This window comes from Streptomyces sp. LS-MS-L19 (assembly GCF_058382285.1).
Genome location: NZ_JBYCLL010000001.1, coordinates 349,119 through 368,534 on the forward strand (window position 1 = coordinate 349,119; position 19,416 = coordinate 368,534).

The window sequence follows — 19,416 nt, forward strand, 5'->3', positions numbered from 1 at the left end:
ATACGTCGGCAACGAGTGAGTAACGCGCGACCCGGCTGGAGACAACGATGACTCAGGGCGAACCTCCGCCGCGGTCCCCCCGCAGCCGTCCCACGATGCGTGAGGTGGCGGCCCTGGCCGGCGTGGCGATCAAGACGGTCTCGCGTGTCGTCAACGGCGTCCCCACGGTGGACCCGGCGATCGTCGCCCGGGTCCGTGCGGCCGCCGACCAGCTGGGCTACCGGCCCAACCTGACGGCCAGCAGCCTGCGGCGCGGGGACGGTCGTACGGCCACCATCGGCATGCTCGTCGAGGACGCCGCGAACCCCTTCTCCGCCGCGCTGACCCGCACCGTCGAGAACGTGGCGCGGGAGCGCGGTGTGCTGGTGCTGGTCGGCAGTCTCGACGAGGACCCGGCCAGGGAACGGGAGTTGGCGCGGGCGCTCGTCGACCGCAGGGTCGACGGGCTGGTGATCGTCCCCGCGGGGCGCGACCAGAGCTACCTGATCAGCGAGCAGCGGTCCGGGACCTGCATGGTCTTCGTGGACCGCGAGGCCGGTCTGCTGGACGCGGACGCCGTGGTCTCCGACAACCGGCAGGGCGCGGTGACCGCCGTCGAGCATCTGCTGCGGGCGGGACACCGCCGGATCGCCTACCTCGGCGACCGGGCGTCGATCCCCACCGCCGCGCTGCGATTCGAGGGGTACCGGCACGCGCTGGAGGTCGCGCACGTCAAGTGCGACGACGAGATCGTGCGTCATGTGGAGGCCAGTGAGGCGGCCGCCATGGCCGCGACCGAGGAGTTCCTGTCGCTGCCGAACCCGCCGACGGCGCTGTTCACCAGCCAGAACCTGCTCACCATCGGGGCCGTTCGCGCCCTGCGCGCGCTGGGGTTGCAGCACTCCGTGGCCCACGTGGGCTTCGACGACTTCCCGCTGGCCGACATCCTCAGCCCGGGCGTCTCGGTCATCGCCCAGGACGTCGAACAACTCGGCAAGCGGGCCGCGGAGACGCTCTTCCGGAGGCTGGACGGTGACGAGGCACCCACCCGGACCGTCACCGTGCCGACCCGGCTGATCGAGCGCGGCTCCGGCGAGATCCCGGCGGGGGCGCCCGGGGGCTGAACAGGGAGGAGGACCGGTCGTGATCGCCTGCGACGACTCCGACGGCCGGTACGACCACCCGGTGTTCTAGGAGCCCGGCGAGGGACGCTGGGGGCGTGTCATGGCCCAGCGGATGGCCCGGGTCAGGGCCTGGCCGGTGGGGTGTACCGCCAGGGGCTCGACGAGGGGCAGGTGGGGCAGCCACAGCATGCGGCGGGCCCAGAGGGGGAGCAGGGACACCGCGTTGGCGGCCAGGCCGCCGTAGAAGGGGCGTACCGCGAGCGGGAGCGGGGGTCGGAGGAGAAGGAAACGGGCCGCTGACCGGGCCTCCGGGGTGGCGCGCAGTTCGGGGAGGTAGGCGGTCAGCCGTTCGGACAGTTCACGGCGGTCGCGGGGCGGGGCGATGACGCCGAGGGCCTCCGCGACGCGTGCGGTGTCGGCGACGTACGCGTCGTAGCCCGCGGCGTCCAGCGGACGGGCGCCGTACCGCTCGTGGGCGCGCAGGAAGCTCTCCGTCTCGGCGGCGTGGACCCAGCCCAGCAGGTGCGGGTCGGCCGCGTGGTACGGCACTCCCTCGGACGTGGTCCCGCGGATGCGGTCGTGGATGGCCCGGACCTGGTCGACGGCGCGCTGCGCGTCCTCGGCGGTGCCGTAGGTCGTCACGGCCAGGAAGGTGCTGGTGCGCTGGAGGCGGCCCCACGGGTCGCCGCGGAAGCCGGAGTGGCCTGCCACCGCCGCCATGGCGAGCGGGTGCAGGGACTGGAGGAGAAGTGCGCTGAGCCCGCCGATGAACATCGAGGCGTCGCCGTGGACCGTGCGGACGGGGCGGTCCGGTGCGAACCAGCGCGGGCCGGGGGTGTCGTGGATGCGGGCGCGGTTCGCCGGTCCGTCGGGGCCCGCGACCCGGCGGAACAGGGCCTGGCCCATCTGTTCACGGACCGCGGTCAGCATGATCGGTCTCCCCTCGCCCTACCGCTCGGCGGGCGCGTGCCGCGGGTCCCGGTCCGAGGCGGGCCACACGTAGGGCAGGTCGTCGGGCGTGTCCGGGAACAGGTCGGCGTAGGTCTGCGGGTCCTTGCGGACGAGTGCCGAGCGGTGGCTCTCGTGGAAGGCCTCGTCGCCGAGCCAGGGCGGCAGTTCGCCGTCGGCGTTCAGTCGCGGCTGGTCGCGCACCGCGGTGCCGGGGCGGAGTGCGGGCAGTCCGGCGAGCAGCGAGGCGGCGCAGGTGTCCTGGTGTCCCTGTTCGCACCAGACCCGGCAGACCTCCAGGCCGTACCGTACGAGCGCCTCCTCGTACCCCGTCCACATCCGGACCGCCGGGTGGTGGCGCCAGCCGTAGCCGGGGACGGTCAGACCGCGCAGGACCTGCAGGGCCTCGACCCGCTGCTTGCCCAGCCGGCGCTGGTCAAGGAGCAGGGCCGACCGCCGGAAGTCGGGGTCGGGCAGGAACGTCTGCATCGGGACCGGCTCACTTGCGTCGCAGCGCGGACGGCTTGTGGACCGCCGTCCGGCCGGACTTGGCGCTGCGCACCTCGTACTGCGGGTCCTCGGGCGAGGCGTCCACGGTGCGGCCGGCGGCTTCGGTGCGTCGGGTGATCTTGCGTTCGACCTGCCCCTCGGCGGTGCCGCCGTGGCTGCTCCAGGTGACCTCGTCGCCCTGGGTGAGCTTCTCGCCCTGTTCCTTGTCGTCGCGCTTCTTCGTCATGGTGGTTCCTCCGTGGCGCACCGGTCGACTGCGGCCGGCGGATCGGTTGCTCGTTGCTCCTCTGTTCGCTCTCCTTCCTCTGCTTCCCGTCGAAGGCGGTGTTCGGATTCAGCTCCGCCGGTCCAGCAGTCCCCGCCGGTCCAGTCCCTGTCGGCCGACCGTGGCGAGGACGACCGCGGCCGCGCCGGTGCCCAGGACGGCGCCGGCGACCACGTCGCCCGGGTAGTGCACGCCGGTGTGGATCCGTGAGTAGCCCACCGCGCAGGCCAGCAGGCCGAGCGGCACGGTGACGACGGGCAGGGCGGGTCCCACCGCCGCGGCGAACGCGACCGCGGACGCGGTGTGGCCGGAGGGGAAGGACGCCGACTCCGGCATGGGCACATGCCGTCCGGGGAACGGCGAGTCCACGGCCCGGTGCGGACGCGGCCGTCGCACCAGGCGCTTGCCGAGCAGGTTCGCGCTGGCGGAGGCGACCCCGATGGCCGCGACCCCGAGCGCGGCGGCGCGCCGGGGCCGGCCGGGGAACAGCGCCAGCAGTCCGGCGACCGTGAAGGAGATCTTGGAGTGGTCCGCCGCCGCGGACAGCCGGCGCAGCGCGTAGTCCAGGGTCGGTGTCCGGGTGACGGTCACCGCCTCGTACAGCGCCTGGTCGAGGGCGGCGAGATCGCGCAACAGGTCCCGGGCGACTCGCTGGTCCCACTGGGGTCGGTCAAGCATCGCTCTGCTCCTGGTTCTTGTCGGCCTGGTTCATGTCAGCCCGGTTCATGTCGGCCCGGTCGGTGTCGGCCCGTCTGGTGTCGCCCCGGTCGGTGTCGCCCCGGTTCGCGTCGGCCTGCTTCCTGTCGGCCTGCTGCCCGTCGGCCTGATTCTTGTCGGTCGGGAGGGAGGTTCGGCCGAAAGCCAGCCGGACGACGCGGCGCCAGTCCACCGACGGGGCGGTGTACGGCGCTCCCGGACGGTGCCGTGGTACCCGCATCCGCAGGACTCCCGGCCGTACGGTGCACACCACCGGCTGGGGCAGCATCAGCGCCTCCCCGTCCACGGCCACCGGGATGAGCTCCGTGTCCGCCTCGACGGTCACGCGCCGTGCGGTCAGCGTGGTGATACCGCTGGCCCGTTCACCCCGCAGCGCCAGTTCGGCGGCCTGTGCCGCGCTCGCGATGCGTACGGCGACCACGCCGAGTTCGCCCCCGTCGAGGCGTGGTCTGCGCCCGGCGCCCAGGGGATCGCCCAGCGCGTAGGGGTTGTTGCTCACCAGCAGGGCCTGCGGCTCCTCGAGCCGCTGCGCGCCCACGGTCGCCGTCAGCCGCGCACCGCCCTCGCCGCCCAGCAGGTCGGGCAGCCGCTCCAGGGCGGTGGCCGCTTTGGCGTCCCGGTACTCGGGGCTCTGCACGATCTCCGCGTACGTCCCGAAGGAGACCGTGTTGACGAAGGGCCGCCCGGCCACCTCGCCCAGGTCGACGCGGATCTCCACTCCGTGTGTGAGGGCGTCGAGGCCGGCGGCCGGGTCGTCGCGGTCCAGGCCCAGGTCCATCGCGAAGTGGTTGCGGGTGCCGGCGGACAGCACCATGAAGGGCAGCCGGTGCTCGGCGGCCACCGCCGCCACGAGGGCCTGGGTCCCGTCACCGCCCGCCACGCCGAGCAGGTCCGCGCCCTCCGCGACGGCCTTGCGCGCCAGCGCCGCCGGATCCGGGTCGCTGTCCAGGTCGAGCAGGATCACCCTGGCGCCCAGGGCCTCGGCCCGCTCCACCAGACCGTGTTCGCCGACCTTGCCGCCGCCCGACCGGGGGTTCATGATCAGTACGGGTCTGCGCGGGGGCCGGACCGAGCGGGACCGCCTGCCTCGCGGCGCGCGGAGCCGGCGCAGTGCGCTCCGGGCGCTGGCCAGCGCCGCGCCCCACAGTCCCAGCGCCACCGCGGCGAACGGCCACAGACCGGAGACCGCGTACAGCACCAGGACGGCGACCGGAGCGGCCAACGCCAGCAGGGCGCCGCACACCCGCGCGATCCCCCGGTGCGCCACGGCCCACCACAGGCCGGCACCGGCCAGGGCGATGCCGACGAGGCCCAGCAACAGCAGCAGCCACTGGCCCGCCGCCACCACCGCCGCGACCACTCCCGCCAGACAGAGCAGAGCGAGCCGGGCGAGGTTCTGCGCCTCGAGGCGGGAGCCGTCCGGCACGGCCTCGTCGTTCGCTCTCGTAGCGTTCATGATCCCTCGGGCAGTCCGGTGCGGGGCCTGGCCCGCGCGTGTGGCACCTCGTCCCCACGCCCGGGAACCTGCCCCGCCTCACCCCTCCATGATCCGTACGGCGTGGTGGCCCCACGATCTCATGCCCGGGCAGGACCGGGGCGCCCCCGCACAGGACTGCGGATGCCCTCAGCGGGTCACGACATGCCGCCCGTCCGGGACGCAGTGGGTCATGGTCAGGCCCTCGACGTCACGCGGCGGGTTCTTGCCGAGGTTCGACAGCCGCTTGCGGTCCTCGTCGGTGAGGTCCTGCGAGGCCAGCGGCTCCAGGCCGGCGACGTCCTCCGGGCTGATGCCGAGCCCGTCACCCACCCGCAGGCCCAGCTCGTTCTCGACCAGCAGGAAGTGCCACACCATGCGCTCCTGCACGGGCCGGTCGCACTGCGCGAGCAGGCCGGTGAGGTTCTTCACCAGGTCGTCGCGCTCCCAGTCCTCCAGCAGCAGGTAGCGCTGCCCGGCCTGGAGGTAGTCATTGGTGCGGGGGATGCGCTTGCGGGTGAGCCGCCCGCGGATCTCCGGGCCCTGCTCGTCCTCGGTCGCGTACTGGCCCTCACGCAGGCCGCCGGTGATGGACGGCTCGTAGTTGACGATCGGGTTCTCGCCCCCGCCGTCCACGTGGTACGTCATCTGGCCGTCGCGCTGGTTGGTGCGCACCTCGGCGTTCTTGGCCTGGTTGACAGGGAGCTGGAGGTAGTTCGGGCCGACCCGGTAGCGCTGGGTGTCGCTGTAGGAGAAGGTCCGGCCGACGAGCATCTTGTCGTCGGAGAAGTCCAGGCCGTCGACGAGGACTCCGGTGCCGAAGGAGATCTGCTCGTTCTCGGCGAAGAAGTTCTCCGGCATCCGGTCGAGCACCATCCGGCCCACCGCCTTGGGCGGGAAGTCCTGCTCGGGCCAGGTCTTGGTGTCGTCGAGCGGGTCGAAGTCCAGCTCGGGATGGTCGTGGTCGTCCATCATCTGGACCAGGAGCTCCCATTCGGGGTGGTCCCCGCGGGCCACGGCCTCGTAGAGGTCCTTGGTGGCGTGGCCGAGCGAGTCGGCCTGCACGTTGGCGGCGTCCTCCTCGGTCATGCTGCGCACGCCCTGCTTGGGCATCCAGTGGTACTTGACCAGCTTGGTCCGCCCTTCGGCGTTGACCCACTTGTACGTGTTGACGCCGAAGCCCTGCATGTGGCGGTAGTCCGCGGGGATGCCGCGCGGGCTGAACAGGTTGACCAGCATGTGCATCGACTCGGGGGTCTGGGACATGAAGTCGAAGATGCGGCGCGGCTGCTGCTCGAAGGTGACCGGGTCGGGTTTGAGGGCGTGGATGACGTCCGGGAACTTGATGGCGTCCCGGATGAAGAAGACGCCCAGGTTGTTGCCGACCAGGTCCCAGTTGCCGTCCTCGGTGTAGAACTTCACGGCGAAGCCGCGGGGGTCGCGGGCGGCCTCGGAGGAGTCCCGGCCGCCGATGACGGTGGAGAAGCGGACGGCCAGGTCGGTGCGCTTGCCGCGCTCCTGGAACAGCTTGGCGCGGGTGTACCGGCTGATCGGCTCGTCGCCCCAGCTGCCGTACGCCTCGAAATAGCCGTAGGCGGTGACGCCGCGGGCGTGCACGACGCGCTCGGGGATGCGTTCCCGGTCGAAGTGGCTGATCTTCTCCAGGAACTGGTAGTTCTCCAGCGTGGCGGGCCCGCGGGCGCCGACGGTGCGCTGGTTCTGGTTGTCGTGGACCGGGTGGCCCTGGCGGTTGGTGAGTACCTCGCGGTCGTCGCCGGGAGCGGGACCGGTACCGGACACATCCGTCATGATCAAGGGCTCCTTCGGTTCATGGCCGGTGGCGGGCCCTCGCACAACGGGCGTCCTCCGGCCGGGGGTGGCGGATCACCCGAGTACCCGGTCGGCTCACCCCACTCACGCGTGGGACGCCGGCTCTCGCGACGGGGTGGGCCCGCACGCCGGGCGGGTGCGGGCCCCCGGGGTCACGCGCCCGCCATCAGCGCGTCGTCGTCGGGGCGGACCCCGGACGCGCCGGACGCGGGACGCGCCCCGGACGCGCCGGCCAGTTGACGGCGGGCCGCTGTCAGCGCCGAGTCGATGTCGCGGGTACCCGTGGCGATGCACAGGGTGTAGGACACGTCCTCGAGACGCTGACGTGCCTCGGCGCTGCCGTCCTCCGCATGGAGCACCCGCAACGCCTCGTAGCGCTCGAGGAGATCGGTGAGAAGGACGGGGTGGGCCATGAGCATGGTGTGCTCCTCCAACTGCGCGGTGAACGTGAGGACTGCGCCACGGAAGAGCCTCGGGCGGAACCTTGGGCGGCACGCACCAAGAAGAGCCGCTTCGGCCGCTTCCGCGGTGGGCCTGTGATCCCAAGCACCTGACCGCCGTCTGCCCCCGCCTCTGAGGCCCAAACCACTACCGGCGGCCTCCGGTGCACGGCCGTCCCGAGACGGGTTGTGCCGCCCCGGCGGGGTACTCGCCGGCTTCGCGCGACGATGCGCATCAGGGAGGGCCCGGGGCCATGACCACGCACACACGCACGACCCGTACGCCGGTACGACAAGCCGCTCTCGCGGTGGGGGTGGTGTTCCTGCTCGTCGGTGTCCTGGGGTTCGTCCCGGGGGTCACCACGGACTACGACACGATGGAGTTCGCCTCGCACGACTCCGGAGCCGAACTGCTCGGGATCTTCCAGGTCTCCGTCCTGCACAACCTCGTCCACCTCGCCTTCGGCGCCGCGGGCGTCGTGATGTCCCGCACGGTCTCCGGGGCGGCCACGTTCCTGCTGGCCGGAGGCGCGGTCTATCTGGTGCTGTGGCTGTACGGACTGCTCGTCGGCCATGACAGTTCGGCGAACTTCGTCCCGCTGAACACCGCCGACGACTGGCTGCACTTCTTCCTCGGCATCGGGATGATCGCGCTCGGCATGCTGCTCACCCGCCGCCGGACCACCGCGGCGCGGTGAACCCGGCGTCCGTCGGCGCGCTCCTCGCGGTCAGTCCCGGCGGGCGCCGACGTCACCGTTGACGGTGGTCAGTGTCATGGTGTGGTCCCGGTCTGCGCGCTGGACCGGGACCGCCACCGTGGCGCGGCCGTTGTCGGTGGACGCTGCGACCCGGTAGGCGGGGCTGTCGTGCGGGACGGTGACGTCGACCGAGCCGTTGACCGTCGTCGCCGTGACGCCCGAGGGAACCGTGGCACAGCCCAGCACCACGTCCCCGTTGGTCGTCGCGGCGTGCAGGCGGTGCGCTGCGACGGCCGTCGCGCGCACCGATCCGTTGCGGGTGGACAGCCGCAGGTCGGCGCCGTCGCGTCCGGAACGGGTCAGTGTCACATCGCCGTTGACGGTGGTGAGGTCCAGCGCGGCGGCGACGCCCGCCACGTCGACGCCGGCGTTGCGGGCGGTGGCGGTGACGCGCATGCCGTCCGGGATCTCCACGTACGGCATCCGGGGGCAGTCCCCGTCGTCCGCGGCCCGGTCGGCGCACGTGAGGTCGAGGGTCCAGACGTCCCCGTGGTGCGACCAGTGTCCGTCGACGCGGTCGTCCACCGTGACGTGGTCGCCGTCGGCGGGGCGCAGCCGCAGGCCGTTGTCGGTGGCGATCACCACCTGTTCGGCCGAGGCCGCCCCGCCGGGTGTCCGCGGGCCCTGTACTCCCCCGCCGTCGTCATCGGTGCACGCGCCGGCGAGGGGCAGCAGTGCCAGCATCGCGACGAGGGATGTCGAGCGCCGTTTCGGCCGTGCTTTCATACCTCGTCGGATGCCCCGCTCCCCCGCGGACATGACGGCGGGAACGGGCTACGGCACCGGGACCGAGTCCGTCTCCTGCGCGCCCTCGGCGGCCGCCAGTGCCTTGTTGCGGCGCACCGAGGAGAAGAAGGACCAGCCGATCAGGACCACGCCGACCAGGCCGGTGATGATCTCGTTGATCTGGTACTGGATGGTGACCATGAGGATCACGGCGAGGGCGCCGATCGCGTAGTGGGCGCCGTGCTCCAGGTAGACGTAGTCGTCGAGGGTGCCCTGGCGGACCAGGTAGACGGTGAGCGACCGGACGTACATGGCGCCGATGCCGAGGCCCAGTGCCATCAGGACGATGTCGTTGGTGATGGCGAACGCGCCGATCACACCGTCGAAGGAGAAGGAGGCGTCGAGGACCTCGAGGTACAGGAACATGAAGAAGGCGGCCTGGCCTGCGAGTTGGACGGCCGACCGCGACCCGCCGGAGCGTTCGGCGGCTTCCTCGCGTTCCTCCTCCTCTTCCAGCCGGTTCTCGAAGTATCCGGAGAGGCCGCCGACGACCATGTAGGTGATCAGGCCCGCGATGCCGGAGATCAGGACGGTCTGCGCCTTGTCGGCGTGGGCGCCGCCGTGCTGGTGGGCGTGGGTGGCGAAGGTGAACGCGGTGATCAGCAGGACGACCAGGGCGATGCACACCGACAGCATGTCGACCTTGCCGAGCTTGGCCAGCGGGCGCTCCAGCCAGGCCAGCCACTTGATGTCCCGGTCCTCGAAGATGAAGTCCAGGAAGATCATCAGCAGGAACATCCCACCGAACGCGGCGATCGCCGGGTGCGCGTCGGTCACCAGCTGCTGGTAGCGGTCCTTGTCGGTCACCGCCAGGTGGACCGCGTCGTACGGGTTGAGTTTCGCGGTGATCGCGACGATGACGACCGGGAAGACCAGCCGCATGCCGAACACGGCGATCAGGACGCCGACGGTGAGGAAGATCTTCTGCCAGAAGGCGTTCATCTTCTTCAGGATTCCGGCGTTGACCACCGCGTTGTCGAACGACAGCGAGATCTCCAGTACGGCCAGGATCGCCACGATGCCGAACGCGGCCCATCCGTCGTACAGCACTCCCACGGCCAGGCCGAGCGCGGTGACCGCGAACGCCCACCGGAAGGTCTTCAGAATCACTGTCACCAAGTCCTGTAGTCGGGCCGTCGCCGGAGGCGGGCGCGGGAGCCCGCGGTGTCACGGGCGTTGTCTATCACGGTTGTCCGTCGCCGAGGTGGCGCGGGGGTGGGATCACGTGCCGGTGGGTGCCCGTACCGCGAGAAGGGCGACGTCGTCGTCGTTGGCTTCGTACCGGACCCGGCGCAGCACCTCGTCGGTGAGGGAGGTCAGGGGGCGGTGGGCGAGGGCGGCCGCGTGTCTGCGCAGGCGGTGCAGACCCTCGTCGAGGGTGTGGCCGGGTGCCTCGATCAGTCCGTCGGTGTACAGCAGCAGGGTCGATCCGGGCGGCAGTACGGCGGTCGCGTCGGTGCGGGGGGTGCGGACCCCGGTGCCCAGGAGGATGCCGTGGCCGTCGGTGAGGAAGTGGGCGAGGCCGTCGTGGCTGATCAGCAGCGGCGGTGGGTGACCGGCGTTGGTCCAGGTCAGCTCCCAGTGGCCGTCGTCCCGCGCCTCGACCCGGGCCAGGATCAGGGTGGCCATGCTGACGTCGGTGATGTGCATGACGGCCTCGTCGAGCCGGTCGACGATACGGCTCGGCGGTTCCTTGTGGGCCCAGGCGTAGGCGCGGAGCATGTTGCGCAGCTGGGCCATTCCGGCCGCGGCCTCCAGGTCGTGGCCGACCACGTCCCCCACGGCGAGCGCGGTGGCGCCGTCGGACAGGGAGAACGCGTCGTACCAGTCGCCGCCGACCTGCGAGGCGTCGGGAGCGGGCAGATAGCGGGCGGTCATCTGCAGCCCGGGCACCCGCGGCAGCTGGGGCAGCAGGTGGTTCTGCATGGTCTCGGCGACCTTGCGCTGGCGCTGGTAGAGGCGGGCGTTGTCCAGGGCCAGGCCGGCTCGGCGGGCGATGTCCTCGATCAGGGGCAGATCGGCGGTGGTGAAGTCCACCGGGTCCTTGGCCCGGCCCAGGGTCAGCGCTCCGAGGACCGCGCGGGTGCTGCGGATGGGGACGATGACGGCCGAGCGGATGCCGGTGGCCTCGAACAGGCGCCGCTGCTCGACCGCGATGCCGGAGTCGGGCTCCCGCTGGTAGGTCTGGGGCCCGGCCAGCGCGGAGGCCACCCCGCGCAGCGCCCTCGACAGGGGCATCGGCGACTCCGCCGGGACCGGTGGCATCGGCCCCTGGAGCTCCTCGCGGTGGGCCAGGCCGTCGCCCTCCGCGTGGACGACCGCGGACCGCCACACCTCGTCCCGCTCGGTGATCAGGTCGACGACGACCCAGTCGGCCAGCCGGGGCACCACCAGTTCCGTGAGCCGGCGCAGCGTCTCCTCGACGTCGAGCGTGGAGGTCAGCCGGGTGGTGGTCTCGGCCAGCAGTGCGAGCCGTTGGAGTTCGGGCATCGACTCGCCCGAGGTGTCTGGCCGCGGGCGCCGGCCGACCTCCGGGGGGCGCAGCGCGTGCAGGAGCACGAGCGTGCCGGCTTCCCGGCCTCCGAGGTCGTAGGGCGTAATGAGCCAGGAGACCGGGAGCAGTGTGCCGTCCCCGCACTCGAACCAGTCCTCGTCGGCCTGCGCGGTGCGCCGGTCGTGGAAGGCCTGGCGCATGCTGCACCGGCTCCTCGGCAGGGGGTGGCCGTGGGCGTCCCGGTGCAGCAGGTCGTGCGCGTCACGGCCGATGAGGTGCTCGGCGGGACGTCCCAGCAGCTGTTCGGCGTGGGCGTTCACGGCGATGACGCGGCCCTCTTCGTCCACGACGTACGCCGCGGTCCCGATGGCGTCCAGGGCGGCGACCGGCACGGCGGCGGGAGCCGTCGGTGATCGTTCCCCTGGGGTCTCGGCGTCCTCCGGCCCTGGCATGTCGTCCTCTCCTGGCTCATCGGCCGCATGTGTCGCGGTACGGCATCCGGCGGTGCCGTCCTATCCGGGTGCCCAGGCACCGGTGAATCCAGCCTCACCGTCTACGGCGGCCACGAAACCGGGTTCCCCCGGGGGCCGGGCCTGAGGGTCCGTGCGGGTGCCAGGGCCGAGGAGCGCGGGAGGAGGCGGGGCGTCAGCCTGCCGGGTCGGGTGTTTCGTCGGGTGCCTGCGGCCGGGAGGGGGAGGTGGCGGTCCAGGCGGCAAGGAGGGCCAGGGCTTCGGCGGAGGGGGAGGCGGGTTCGGCGGTATAGACGACGAGGATCTGTTCGGGGTCGCCCTCGACGGCCAGGACGAGGTAGTCCAGGGTGAGGTCGCCGACGAGCGGGTGGTGCAGGCGCTTGGTGCCGCTGGTGTGCGCCTGGACGTCGTGGTCGGCCCACATGCGGCGGAAGGCGTCGCTGTGCAGGGACAGCTCGCCGATCAGCTCGGTGAGCTGCGGGTCGTCGGGGTGGCGTCCGGCGTACAGACGCAGCGCGGCCAGGCAGTCGCCGGCCACCCGCTCCCAGTCGGCGTACAGCGTGCGGGCGGTCTCGTCGAGGAAGACGAAGCGCGCGAAGTTGCGCTCGCGGCGGGGCCGGGCCTCGAAGTCGGTGTAGAGGGCGTGGGCGAGCTTGTTGGCGGCCAGGACGTCCGTGCGCCGCCCCTGGACCACCGCGGGGACGTCGAGCGAGTCCAGGGTGCGGTAGAGGACCTGGGGGACGCGCTGGGGTGCGAGCGGGCGTCTGCGGCGGGCCCGGGTGGTGGCGGTGGGCTGGGCTAGGTCGAAGAGGTGGGCGCGTTCGGCCTCGTCCAGGCGGAGAGCGCGGGCGAGGGCCTCCAGGACGGCTTCGGAGACGCCCTGGGTGCGGCCCCGCTCCAGGCGGATGCAGTAGTCGACGCTGACCCCGGCGAGCCGGGCGACCTCTTCGCGGCGCAGCCCCGGCACACGGCGGGCGCCGCCCTGCGGGGCGAGGCCGACCTGTTCGGGGGTGATCCGGGCCCGCCGGGTGCGCAGGAACTCACGGATCTCGCTGCTGCGGTCCATGGGTCCACCGTACGGCGGTGCCTGGCAGGTCAGCGTGCTGTGAGGGGTACTGGCGGACCCCCGGAAGAGCCGTACCCCGTACGGGGGTCCGGGCGGGAGCCGTGGGTGGTTGCCTGGACAGCGGGCCGTCGCACGGTTCCGCAGCGCCGGGCCGGCAGCGCCCGGCCCTGCCGACGAACGCACCACGGCCACGGTCGAAGCCTGGAAGAGCGTCAACGGACGGCAGCCCGGTGACCCCGCCAAACTCGCCCACGCACTTCTGACGATCGCCGGCCAGGACGAGCCGCCCCAGCGCTTCCTCGCCGGCGCCGACGCCATCGAAGGCGCCACGGCCAAGGCCCGGGAACTCCTCGCCCAGGCCGAAGCCTCCCGCGCACTGGGCGGCAGCCTGGGCCACGACGACACCGGCGCCTGATCCCACCCGTGCTCCGGTGCGACGCGCCGGTGGCGCGCCCCCCGGCGCTTCCGTGCGCTGGGGGCGTGTGGCCGAATTCCCTCTGCTCGCAAGGGACTTGGCCGAGTGCTGGGTATCCGTGGAGGGAGGGGTGGAAGCGGACGTCGTGGGGAGGGCCGGGGCTGTGGCACGTCTGTCGTGGGCGTCCGGCCCGGTCCCGTCCCGTCGGCTGCGGAGGCGGCATCTGGTGCGCCGGCTGCGCGCCGAGGGGCTCTACGGGCCCAGGTTCCGTGATGTGCTGCCCGCTTTCGCCGGTGTCGTGGCGGTCGTGTGCGCGCTGGTCGCCGCGCTCACCGCGGGCTACCGCGCCGTCGGGGTCGAGGTGCCCGTCGCCGGTGTGGCGGTCCTGGCCCTGGTGGTCACGGCCGGGGTACGGCGCGGGCGCCCCGGTGCCCGCCGGCGGCTCGGTTACTACACGGCGGACGAGCTGTTCGCCCTGGACACCGAGGGTCTCGCCCTGGCGGTGGCGCGGATGCTGCGCCGGGACGGGTGGCGGGTACGGTTGCTGCCCGCGCCGGACCGGCCGCGTCTGTGTGCCCGGGACGCGGCCGGTCAGCGGATCGACGTGGCCTTCCGGCCGGTGGCGGAACCCCTCCCGGACGAGGACCTGCCACATCCCCACCCGCACCGCGGCGACCGGGAGTCGCCGCTGCGTCTGGTGGTGCATCGCGGTGTCTTCAGCGCTCGCGACGTCCGGTGGGCCCGGCGGGAGGAGACGATCCGTCTGCTCGACGGCCCCGCCCTCCGGCGCTGGGCAGCGGGCACCCGCCTCGACGACCTGTTGTCCCAGGAGAACTGACGGGCCGTGAGGTCCTGCGGAGGAGTCGCCTCAGATCCGTCCGCCGGTCAAGCGCGTGATCGGACCGTGGGTGTGTCGTCCGGCGCGGCGCCCCACCGCGTACGACGTCGCGCTCAGCACGGTCAGGCCCGCACCGACGCCCGCGGCGATGAGCTTGCGCTGGGCGACCACCGTCCAGGCCGTCTTGGCGACGGCCGCGGCCTGTCCCGAGGCGGTGATGACGGTCTGCCGGCCGGCCTCGACGCTCTTGGCCGCGGTGTGCGCGGCGCCACTGGCGGCCTTGGCCGTACGTTCCGTCGCGGCCTTGCCCGCTGACGCGGCCTCATCCGTCTTCGTGGCGGCCTTGTCCGCGGCCTTGGACGCCGGAGCGGTGGCCTTCGCCGTGGTGCGCCGGGCCTTCGAGGCCGCGGCCCGGGTCGGCGCGGAATCTTGGTTCGTCTGCTCGTTCGATTCACTCATGGACATCGCGTTACCGCTCGCTCGGAGGCCAAACACACTCCGCCGAGAGCGATTTCGCGGCGGCTTCGCGGCGGCCCGACAGGCGTACGGCCCGGCTCGGGGCGGTCCCCTCGCCGGGCCGCGGGCCGGTCAGCCGATGTGGTAGCTGTCGCCGTACACCTTCCAGTCGAGGGGCGGGTTCAGGTCGAGGTTGCCCTGGCGCAGGAAGACGCGTTGCGCGGTGTCGACCCGGCTGGTGTCGCTGTGTGCCTCCTCCTGTTTCATCGCCCACACGCGCGCGTCGAGGAAGGCGTTGAGGTACGTCGTCTCGTTGCCGCCCTGCGCCGGCGGCTTGGCCTGGCGCAGCGCACGTCGGCGGATGCTGCTGAAGCTCGTGGCGTCGCCGCCGTCGCCGTGCATGACGATGGCGTCGTAGTAGGCGAACTGGCCCAGTGCGCGCAGGCCGTCCGTCTTGCCCTGCCGCACGGCGGGGTTGAAGTAGACGCGGTCGCGTTCGTCGTTCTGTGCCTGCTGGAACGCCGTGTCCCGGGCGGCCTTGCGCCAGTCGCCGGGGAAGTCCGGGTCGAGGCCGTCGTGGGAGTCGGTTCCGTCGACGCGGCGCAGGGCCGGCAGGTACTTGGCGAGGACGTTGCCGGGCTTGCGGTCGGCGTACAGCTCGACGAGGTCGAGCATGTCCCCGGTGCCGGAGCAGAAGCCGATGATGCCGGCGGTGTAGCCACGGCCGTCACCTATGTCCTCGATGTACTTGTACTGCGCCTTCCAGTCGAGCGAGGAGTTCTCCGCGCTCGACACCAGCTTCATGGCGATCTCCTTCTTCGCGGGGTCGTCGAGACCCGGCGCGGCCGCGGGTGCCGCCGTGGCACGCGCGGGGCTGAGGATTCCGGCGCAGGTCACCGCGCCCATGAGGGCGAGGACGGTGCGGCGGGAGGTGTGGGTGGTCGGGGGCACTGTGTCAGGTTCCACGGGGACTCCAAGTGGAGGTGGGGGGTGGAGAGTTGGTCCGGACCTGATTGTTAGGAATGTTTCCTACCAGTGCGCGGCGCGATCAGTAACCCACTGCGCCGGAAGTTTGTAGATTCGAACGAACTACGCGTGAGGGAGCGTGAGTTCGACTGCGCCGATCCCCGGGGGATGCCTTGACGGACACGCCGGCGCCACTGGCCGTCGGACGGGCCGGGCCGAGCGGGGCATCGGTGGAATGCCGGGGGTGGCGGAGCTGGAGGTGTACCTACAGCGAGGGGCTGGAGACGCCCGCCCCTCGCCGGGTTCCTCAGAAGTGGCGCGGCAGGCGGACGACCTGGACGAAGAAGTCGTCGATCTGGCGGACCGCGGCGATGAACTGGTCCAGGTCGACCGGCTTGGTGACGTAGGCGTTGGCGTGCAGCCTGTAGCTGCGCAGGATGTCCTCCTCGGCCGCCGAGGTGGTGAGGACGACGACCGGGATGTGGGACAGCTCCGGGTCGGACTTGATCTTCTCCAGGACCTGCCGGCCGTCGTACTTGGGCAGGTTCAGGTCGAGCAGGATCAGGTCGGGCTGCGGCGCATCGGTGTGGTCGCCGCGCCGGTAGAGGAAGTCCAGCGCCTCCTCGCCGTCCCGCACCACATGGAGGGTGTTGCCGATCTTGTTGTCCTCGAACGCCTCACGGGTCATCAGCTCGTCGCCGGGGTCGTCCTCGACGAGGAGCACGTCTATGGGGCTGGCGGCTGGGGTGGTCATGTCAGGGCCTTTTCCTCGGTGCCGATCCCGGACGCCTCCGGGGTCTCGACAAGGGACGGGAGGGTGAAGCAGAAGCGCGTGCCGTCCGTGTGAGCGGTGTCGATCCAGATCCTGCCACCGTGCTGTTCCACGATCTTCTTGCACAGGGCAAGACCGATGCCGGTACCACCGTAGGCGTCCCGGCTGTGCAGCCGCTGGAAGATGATGAAGACCTTGTCCTTGAACTGCTCGGGGATGCCGATGCCGTTGTCGGTGACGGTCATGAGCAGGCTGTCGGGCTCGTCCGGGTCCGTGCCGCAGGTGATGGACACGTGCGGAGTGCGCTCGGGCCGGCGGAACTTGAGGGCGTTGCCGACCAGGTTCTGCCACAGCATGGTCAGCAGGGTCGGGTCCCCGACGATCTCGGGCAGGTGCTCGGGGCGGTCGACCCGGGCACCGGACTCCTCCACGGCCGCCCCCAGGTTGGCCAGTGCCTTGTCCAGCGCCTGGTCGAGACCGACCGGCACCCGTGCGTCGTTGACCCTTCCGACCCGGGAGAACGTCAGCAGGTCGTTGATGAGGACCTGCATGCGCCGGGCACCGTCGACGGCGAAGTCGATGTACTGCCGGCCCCGGTCGTCGAGCGCGTCGCCGTAGCGCTTCTCCAGCAACTGGCAGAAGGACGCGATCTTGCGCAGCGGCTCCTGGAGGTCGTGCGAGGCGACGTAGGCGAACTGCTCCAGTTCGGCGTTGGAGCGGCGCAGTTCCACGGCCTGCTCGTCCAGGTCCGCGGCCTGCCGGGTCAGTTCCTGCTGCTGTTCCCGGGAGGCCTCGAGCTCGGCCACGATGTGCCAGCGCATGCCCTCGACGGAGTTGGCGACGGCGATCAGGTCGGCCGGCCCGCGGCCGGTGATGACGTACCCGAAGTCGCCGCCCGAGACCCGCCTCGACGCCGTGCTCAGTGCCTCCAGGGGGCGGGTCACCTGGATCCGCACCAGGACCGCGCAGCCGAGACCGGCGAGGAGGAAGGCCGCCACCATGCCGCCCAGGATCCAGTCGCGGACCGTGCGTTCGTGGATCAGCTGGGCGCGGCCGTCCTGGACCGCCTCCGTCAGGTCGGTGTCCTGCCGGTCCCACAGGGCCCGCAGGCGGTCGAACTCCTTCCTGCCCTGCTCGGCCTTCGCCTGGTCCAGCGGTTCCGGGCTGCCGGGGGTGACCGAGGCCGCGAGGGGCTCGGCGTAGGTGCGGCGCCAGTCGGCCGCCTGGCTTTCGATCGCCCTCAGGTCGGCCAGCAGTTCGGGGCGGTCGCCGATGAACGTCCGCAGCCGGTCGGCCGAGTTCGCCTCGTCCTGCTTGCCCCGCGTGTACGGGTCGAGGAACTGCCGGTCGGCGGTGATCGCGTAACCGCGAATACCCGTCTCCTGGTTGACCAGGGCTGCCTGAAGCCGGTACGCCTCGCTCTGCGCGGGCTGGACGCGCCGCAGCAGCTGGTCGCTCACCTCCGCCGTCCTGTTCAGCAGGGTAGCGCCCACCACGGTGCCGATCACCACCAGCAGCGTCAGGACGGCCAGCAGCAGGTAGACCCAGCCCTGCACCGTCAGTCGGCGTCCGATCCGGACCGCGCCCATCATGTGCCTCACTCTGTGCTCCGACCCCACGTCTTGCTCACTCAGTTCCAGTTCAGATGGACGACGGCCACATCATCGGCCAGGCCACCGCGGGCCTCGGCCAGGCTCTCGGCCTTCTCGATCAGCCGGTCGACGAACGCCTCCGGGTCCAGGCCCGCTCCCTCCCGGGCGAGGGCCAACAGGCCTTCCTCGCCCAGGCGTTCAGGACCACGGCTGACATGACCCTCGAACAGGCCGTCGGTGAAGAGCATCACCGACGACCCCGCCGGGACCGGCAGTTCCGCGGTCGGCCAGCGCGCGCCGCCGGGGACCATGCCGAGGGCCGGTCCGCCGGGCACCTCCACCCACTCGACGTCCGCTCCGGTCCGTTGCAGCAGACCGTGGTGTCCGGCCCGTACGACATGTGCCCGCTGCTCCCCCGGCACCGCGGCCAGGCTCACGAGGGTGGCGAAGACCTCGTCACGGGCACGTTCGGCCATCAGCAGTTCCTCGAGGCGGGCCATCTGCTCCGCGCCGGTGATCCCGCTGAGGACGAGGGTGCGCCAGGCGATCCGCAGGGCGACCCCGAGGGCCGCCTCGTCCGGGCCGTGCCCGGAGACGTCCCCGATGAGCGCGTGGAGGGTGCCGTCGGCGGCCTGGACGATGTCGTAGAAGTCACCGCCGAGGAGGGTCTGCGCGCGGCCGGGCCGGTAGCGCGCCACCACCCGGACGCCCTCGGCGCGCAGCAGCGGACGGGGCAGCAGTCCGCGTTCCAGGCGGGCGTTCTCCTGGGCCTGGAACGCACCGGCCTGGAGGGCCACGGCGGCCTGTTCGGTCTGCTTGCGCTGGATCGCGTAGCGCACCGCGCGCCCGAACAGTTCGGGCTCCACCCGGCCCTTGACCAGGTAGTCCTGTGCGCCGGCCGCGACGGCGGCGAGGCCGGTCTGCTCCTCGGCGAGCCCGGTGAGGACCACGATCGCCACCTGCTCGGCCAGCCCCTTGACGCGGTCGACCGCTTCCAGCCCCTGGGCGTCCGGCAGGTGCAGGTCGAGCAGGACACAGTCGGGGGTCTCGGTGGCGAGCACCTCGGCGGCCTCGGTCATCGACCGCACCCAGCGCAGGTCCATCTTCATGGTGCCGTCGACGACAAGTTCCTCCACGAGCACCGCGTCGCCGGGATCGTCCTCCACGAGCAGCACCGACGGTTCCCAGAGCTCCCACGCCGTCTCGGCACCGGCTGCCGTCGTCGACACCAACTCGGCAGCCTCAGTCTCCGAGATCACTGTGGTCCCGACCTCCCCAGCCCAAACATGTCGTCTGCCTTCGGACGCCGCCCGGGGCGACTCCGTAGAACGGTCAGAGCGACGATCCGATTCACCGGCCACGCGCGTCCGGCCGCGTGGCCCCCGCGGGGTACCCGTCCCGATGGCACTGACCCCGTGGCCGATCTCACCTCATGGGCACGTCCTCGCCGAGGGGTGGGGGGAAGGACAGGCGGTCGTCGTGGGCGCCTCGGGGCACAGCGGTGTCCCGTGCGGGG

At 72.0% G+C, this 19,416-nt stretch carries 20 protein-coding genes; 4 read left to right on the forward strand and 16 right to left on the reverse strand.

Translation table 11 applies throughout. The features are described 5' to 3' along the window. The first annotated feature begins 47 nt into the window (after positions 1-47). Positions 48-1,103: a LacI family DNA-binding transcriptional regulator gene (locus tag AC2XR2_RS01540; protein ID WP_381303399.1), complete on the forward strand. Its 1,056-nt coding sequence runs from the start codon at positions 48-50 to the stop codon at positions 1,101-1,103. A gap of 66 nt (positions 1,104-1,169) precedes the next feature. Here the strand turns inward: AC2XR2_RS01540 and AC2XR2_RS01545 are convergent, their stop codons facing one another. The 7 genes from AC2XR2_RS01545 to AC2XR2_RS01575 all read right to left on the reverse strand — a co-directional run bounded on the left by AC2XR2_RS01545 (position 1,170) and on the right by AC2XR2_RS01575 (position 7,266). Beyond that, on the reverse strand, positions 1,170-2,033 hold the full coding sequence (locus AC2XR2_RS01545; protein ID WP_330269199.1) for an oxygenase MpaB family protein: 864 nt from the start codon (positions 2,031-2,033) through the stop codon (positions 1,170-1,172). Positions 2,034-2,051: 18 nt separating this feature from the next. Continuing rightward, positions 2,052-2,540: an MSMEG_6728 family protein gene (locus tag AC2XR2_RS01550; protein ID WP_491514005.1), complete on the reverse strand. Its 489-nt coding sequence runs from the start codon at positions 2,538-2,540 to the stop codon at positions 2,052-2,054. Between the two features lie 10 nt (positions 2,541-2,550). Next, positions 2,551-2,787 carry a hypervirulence associated TUDOR domain-containing protein gene (locus tag AC2XR2_RS01555; protein WP_491514006.1) on the reverse strand — a complete coding sequence of 79 codons (237 nt, stop codon included), beginning with the start codon at positions 2,785-2,787 and terminating at the stop codon, positions 2,551-2,553. A 108-nt stretch (positions 2,788-2,895) separates the two neighbouring features. Continuing rightward, on the reverse strand, positions 2,896-3,504 hold the full coding sequence (locus AC2XR2_RS01560) for a phosphatase PAP2 family protein (RefSeq protein WP_449352232.1): 609 nt from the start codon (positions 3,502-3,504) through the stop codon (positions 2,896-2,898). Further along, positions 3,497-4,999, reverse strand: coding sequence for a diacylglycerol/lipid kinase family protein (locus tag AC2XR2_RS01565; RefSeq protein ID WP_491514007.1), 1,503 nt, complete (start codon positions 4,997-4,999; stop codon positions 3,497-3,499). Before AC2XR2_RS01565 ends, AC2XR2_RS01560 begins: the two co-directional genes overlap by 8 nt. 168 nt (positions 5,000-5,167) lie before the next feature. After that, positions 5,168-6,826, reverse strand: a complete 1,659-nt coding sequence (locus AC2XR2_RS01570; RefSeq protein WP_491514008.1) for a catalase — start codon at positions 6,824-6,826, stop codon at positions 5,168-5,170. A gap of 173 nt (positions 6,827-6,999) precedes the next feature. Continuing rightward, positions 7,000-7,266: a DUF5133 domain-containing protein gene (locus tag AC2XR2_RS01575; RefSeq protein ID WP_330269194.1), complete on the reverse strand. Its 267-nt coding sequence runs from the start codon at positions 7,264-7,266 to the stop codon at positions 7,000-7,002. A gap of 275 nt (positions 7,267-7,541) precedes the next feature. Between AC2XR2_RS01575 and AC2XR2_RS01580 the strand changes: the two genes are divergently transcribed. Further along, entirely contained in the window at positions 7,542-7,985 is a 444-nt protein-coding gene (locus AC2XR2_RS01580) for a DUF4383 domain-containing protein (protein WP_381303412.1), read from the forward strand. A gap of 30 nt (positions 7,986-8,015) precedes the next feature. On the opposite strand, the gene AC2XR2_RS01585 is transcribed toward AC2XR2_RS01580, so the two are convergent. The 4 genes from AC2XR2_RS01585 to AC2XR2_RS01600 form a co-directional block, all read right to left on the reverse strand. Then, positions 8,016-8,771, reverse strand: coding sequence for a DUF4097 family beta strand repeat-containing protein (locus AC2XR2_RS01585; protein ID WP_491514009.1), 756 nt, complete (start codon positions 8,769-8,771; stop codon positions 8,016-8,018). A 48-nt stretch (positions 8,772-8,819) separates the two neighbouring features. Then, positions 8,820-9,941: a DUF475 domain-containing protein gene (locus AC2XR2_RS01590; protein WP_381303470.1), complete on the reverse strand. Its 1,122-nt coding sequence runs from the start codon at positions 9,939-9,941 to the stop codon at positions 8,820-8,822. Positions 9,942-10,052: 111 nt separating this feature from the next. Next, a complete protein-coding gene (locus AC2XR2_RS01595) occupies positions 10,053-11,777 on the reverse strand; it encodes a PP2C family protein-serine/threonine phosphatase (RefSeq protein ID WP_491514010.1) in 1,725 nt (574 codons plus the stop codon). A 193-nt stretch (positions 11,778-11,970) separates the two neighbouring features. Continuing rightward, positions 11,971-12,861 (reverse strand): helix-turn-helix transcriptional regulator, encoded by an 891-nt coding sequence (locus AC2XR2_RS01600; RefSeq protein ID WP_491514011.1) that lies wholly within the window; start codon positions 12,859-12,861, stop codon positions 11,971-11,973. Between the two features lie 109 nt (positions 12,862-12,970). Here AC2XR2_RS01600 and AC2XR2_RS01605 point away from each other — a divergent pair, with 109 nt between their 5' ends. Continuing rightward, on the forward strand, positions 12,971-13,276 hold the full coding sequence (locus AC2XR2_RS01605) for a hypothetical protein (RefSeq protein WP_491514012.1): 306 nt from the start codon (positions 12,971-12,973) through the stop codon (positions 13,274-13,276). Between the two features lie 163 nt (positions 13,277-13,439). Then, complete coding sequence (locus AC2XR2_RS01610; protein ID WP_381303422.1) at positions 13,440-14,114, forward strand: hypothetical protein; 675 nt, start codon at positions 13,440-13,442, stop codon at positions 14,112-14,114. 30 nt (positions 14,115-14,144) lie between these two features. Here AC2XR2_RS01610 and AC2XR2_RS01615 read toward each other — a convergent pair whose 3' ends face one another. From AC2XR2_RS01615 to AC2XR2_RS01635, 5 genes are all read right to left on the reverse strand, one after another. Then, positions 14,145-14,579, reverse strand: coding sequence for a hypothetical protein (locus AC2XR2_RS01615; protein WP_491514013.1), 435 nt, complete (start codon positions 14,577-14,579; stop codon positions 14,145-14,147). A 123-nt stretch (positions 14,580-14,702) separates the two neighbouring features. Next, positions 14,703-15,476 carry a chitosanase gene (locus AC2XR2_RS01620; RefSeq protein WP_449352304.1) on the reverse strand — a complete coding sequence of 258 codons (774 nt, stop codon included), beginning with the start codon at positions 15,474-15,476 and terminating at the stop codon, positions 14,703-14,705. Between the two features lie 367 nt (positions 15,477-15,843). After that, positions 15,844-16,290, reverse strand: a complete 447-nt coding sequence (locus AC2XR2_RS01625) for a response regulator (protein ID WP_381303424.1) — start codon at positions 16,288-16,290, stop codon at positions 15,844-15,846. Next, positions 16,287-17,897, reverse strand: a complete 1,611-nt coding sequence (locus AC2XR2_RS01630) for a sensor histidine kinase (RefSeq protein WP_491518384.1) — start codon at positions 17,895-17,897, stop codon at positions 16,287-16,289. The genes AC2XR2_RS01625 and AC2XR2_RS01630 overlap by 4 nt, the downstream gene beginning before the upstream one ends. Positions 17,898-17,938: 41 nt before the next feature. Beyond that, positions 17,939-19,132 (reverse strand): PP2C family protein-serine/threonine phosphatase, encoded by a 1,194-nt coding sequence (locus AC2XR2_RS01635; RefSeq protein WP_491518385.1) that lies wholly within the window; start codon positions 19,130-19,132, stop codon positions 17,939-17,941. Positions 19,133-19,416: the final 284 nt, after the last annotated feature.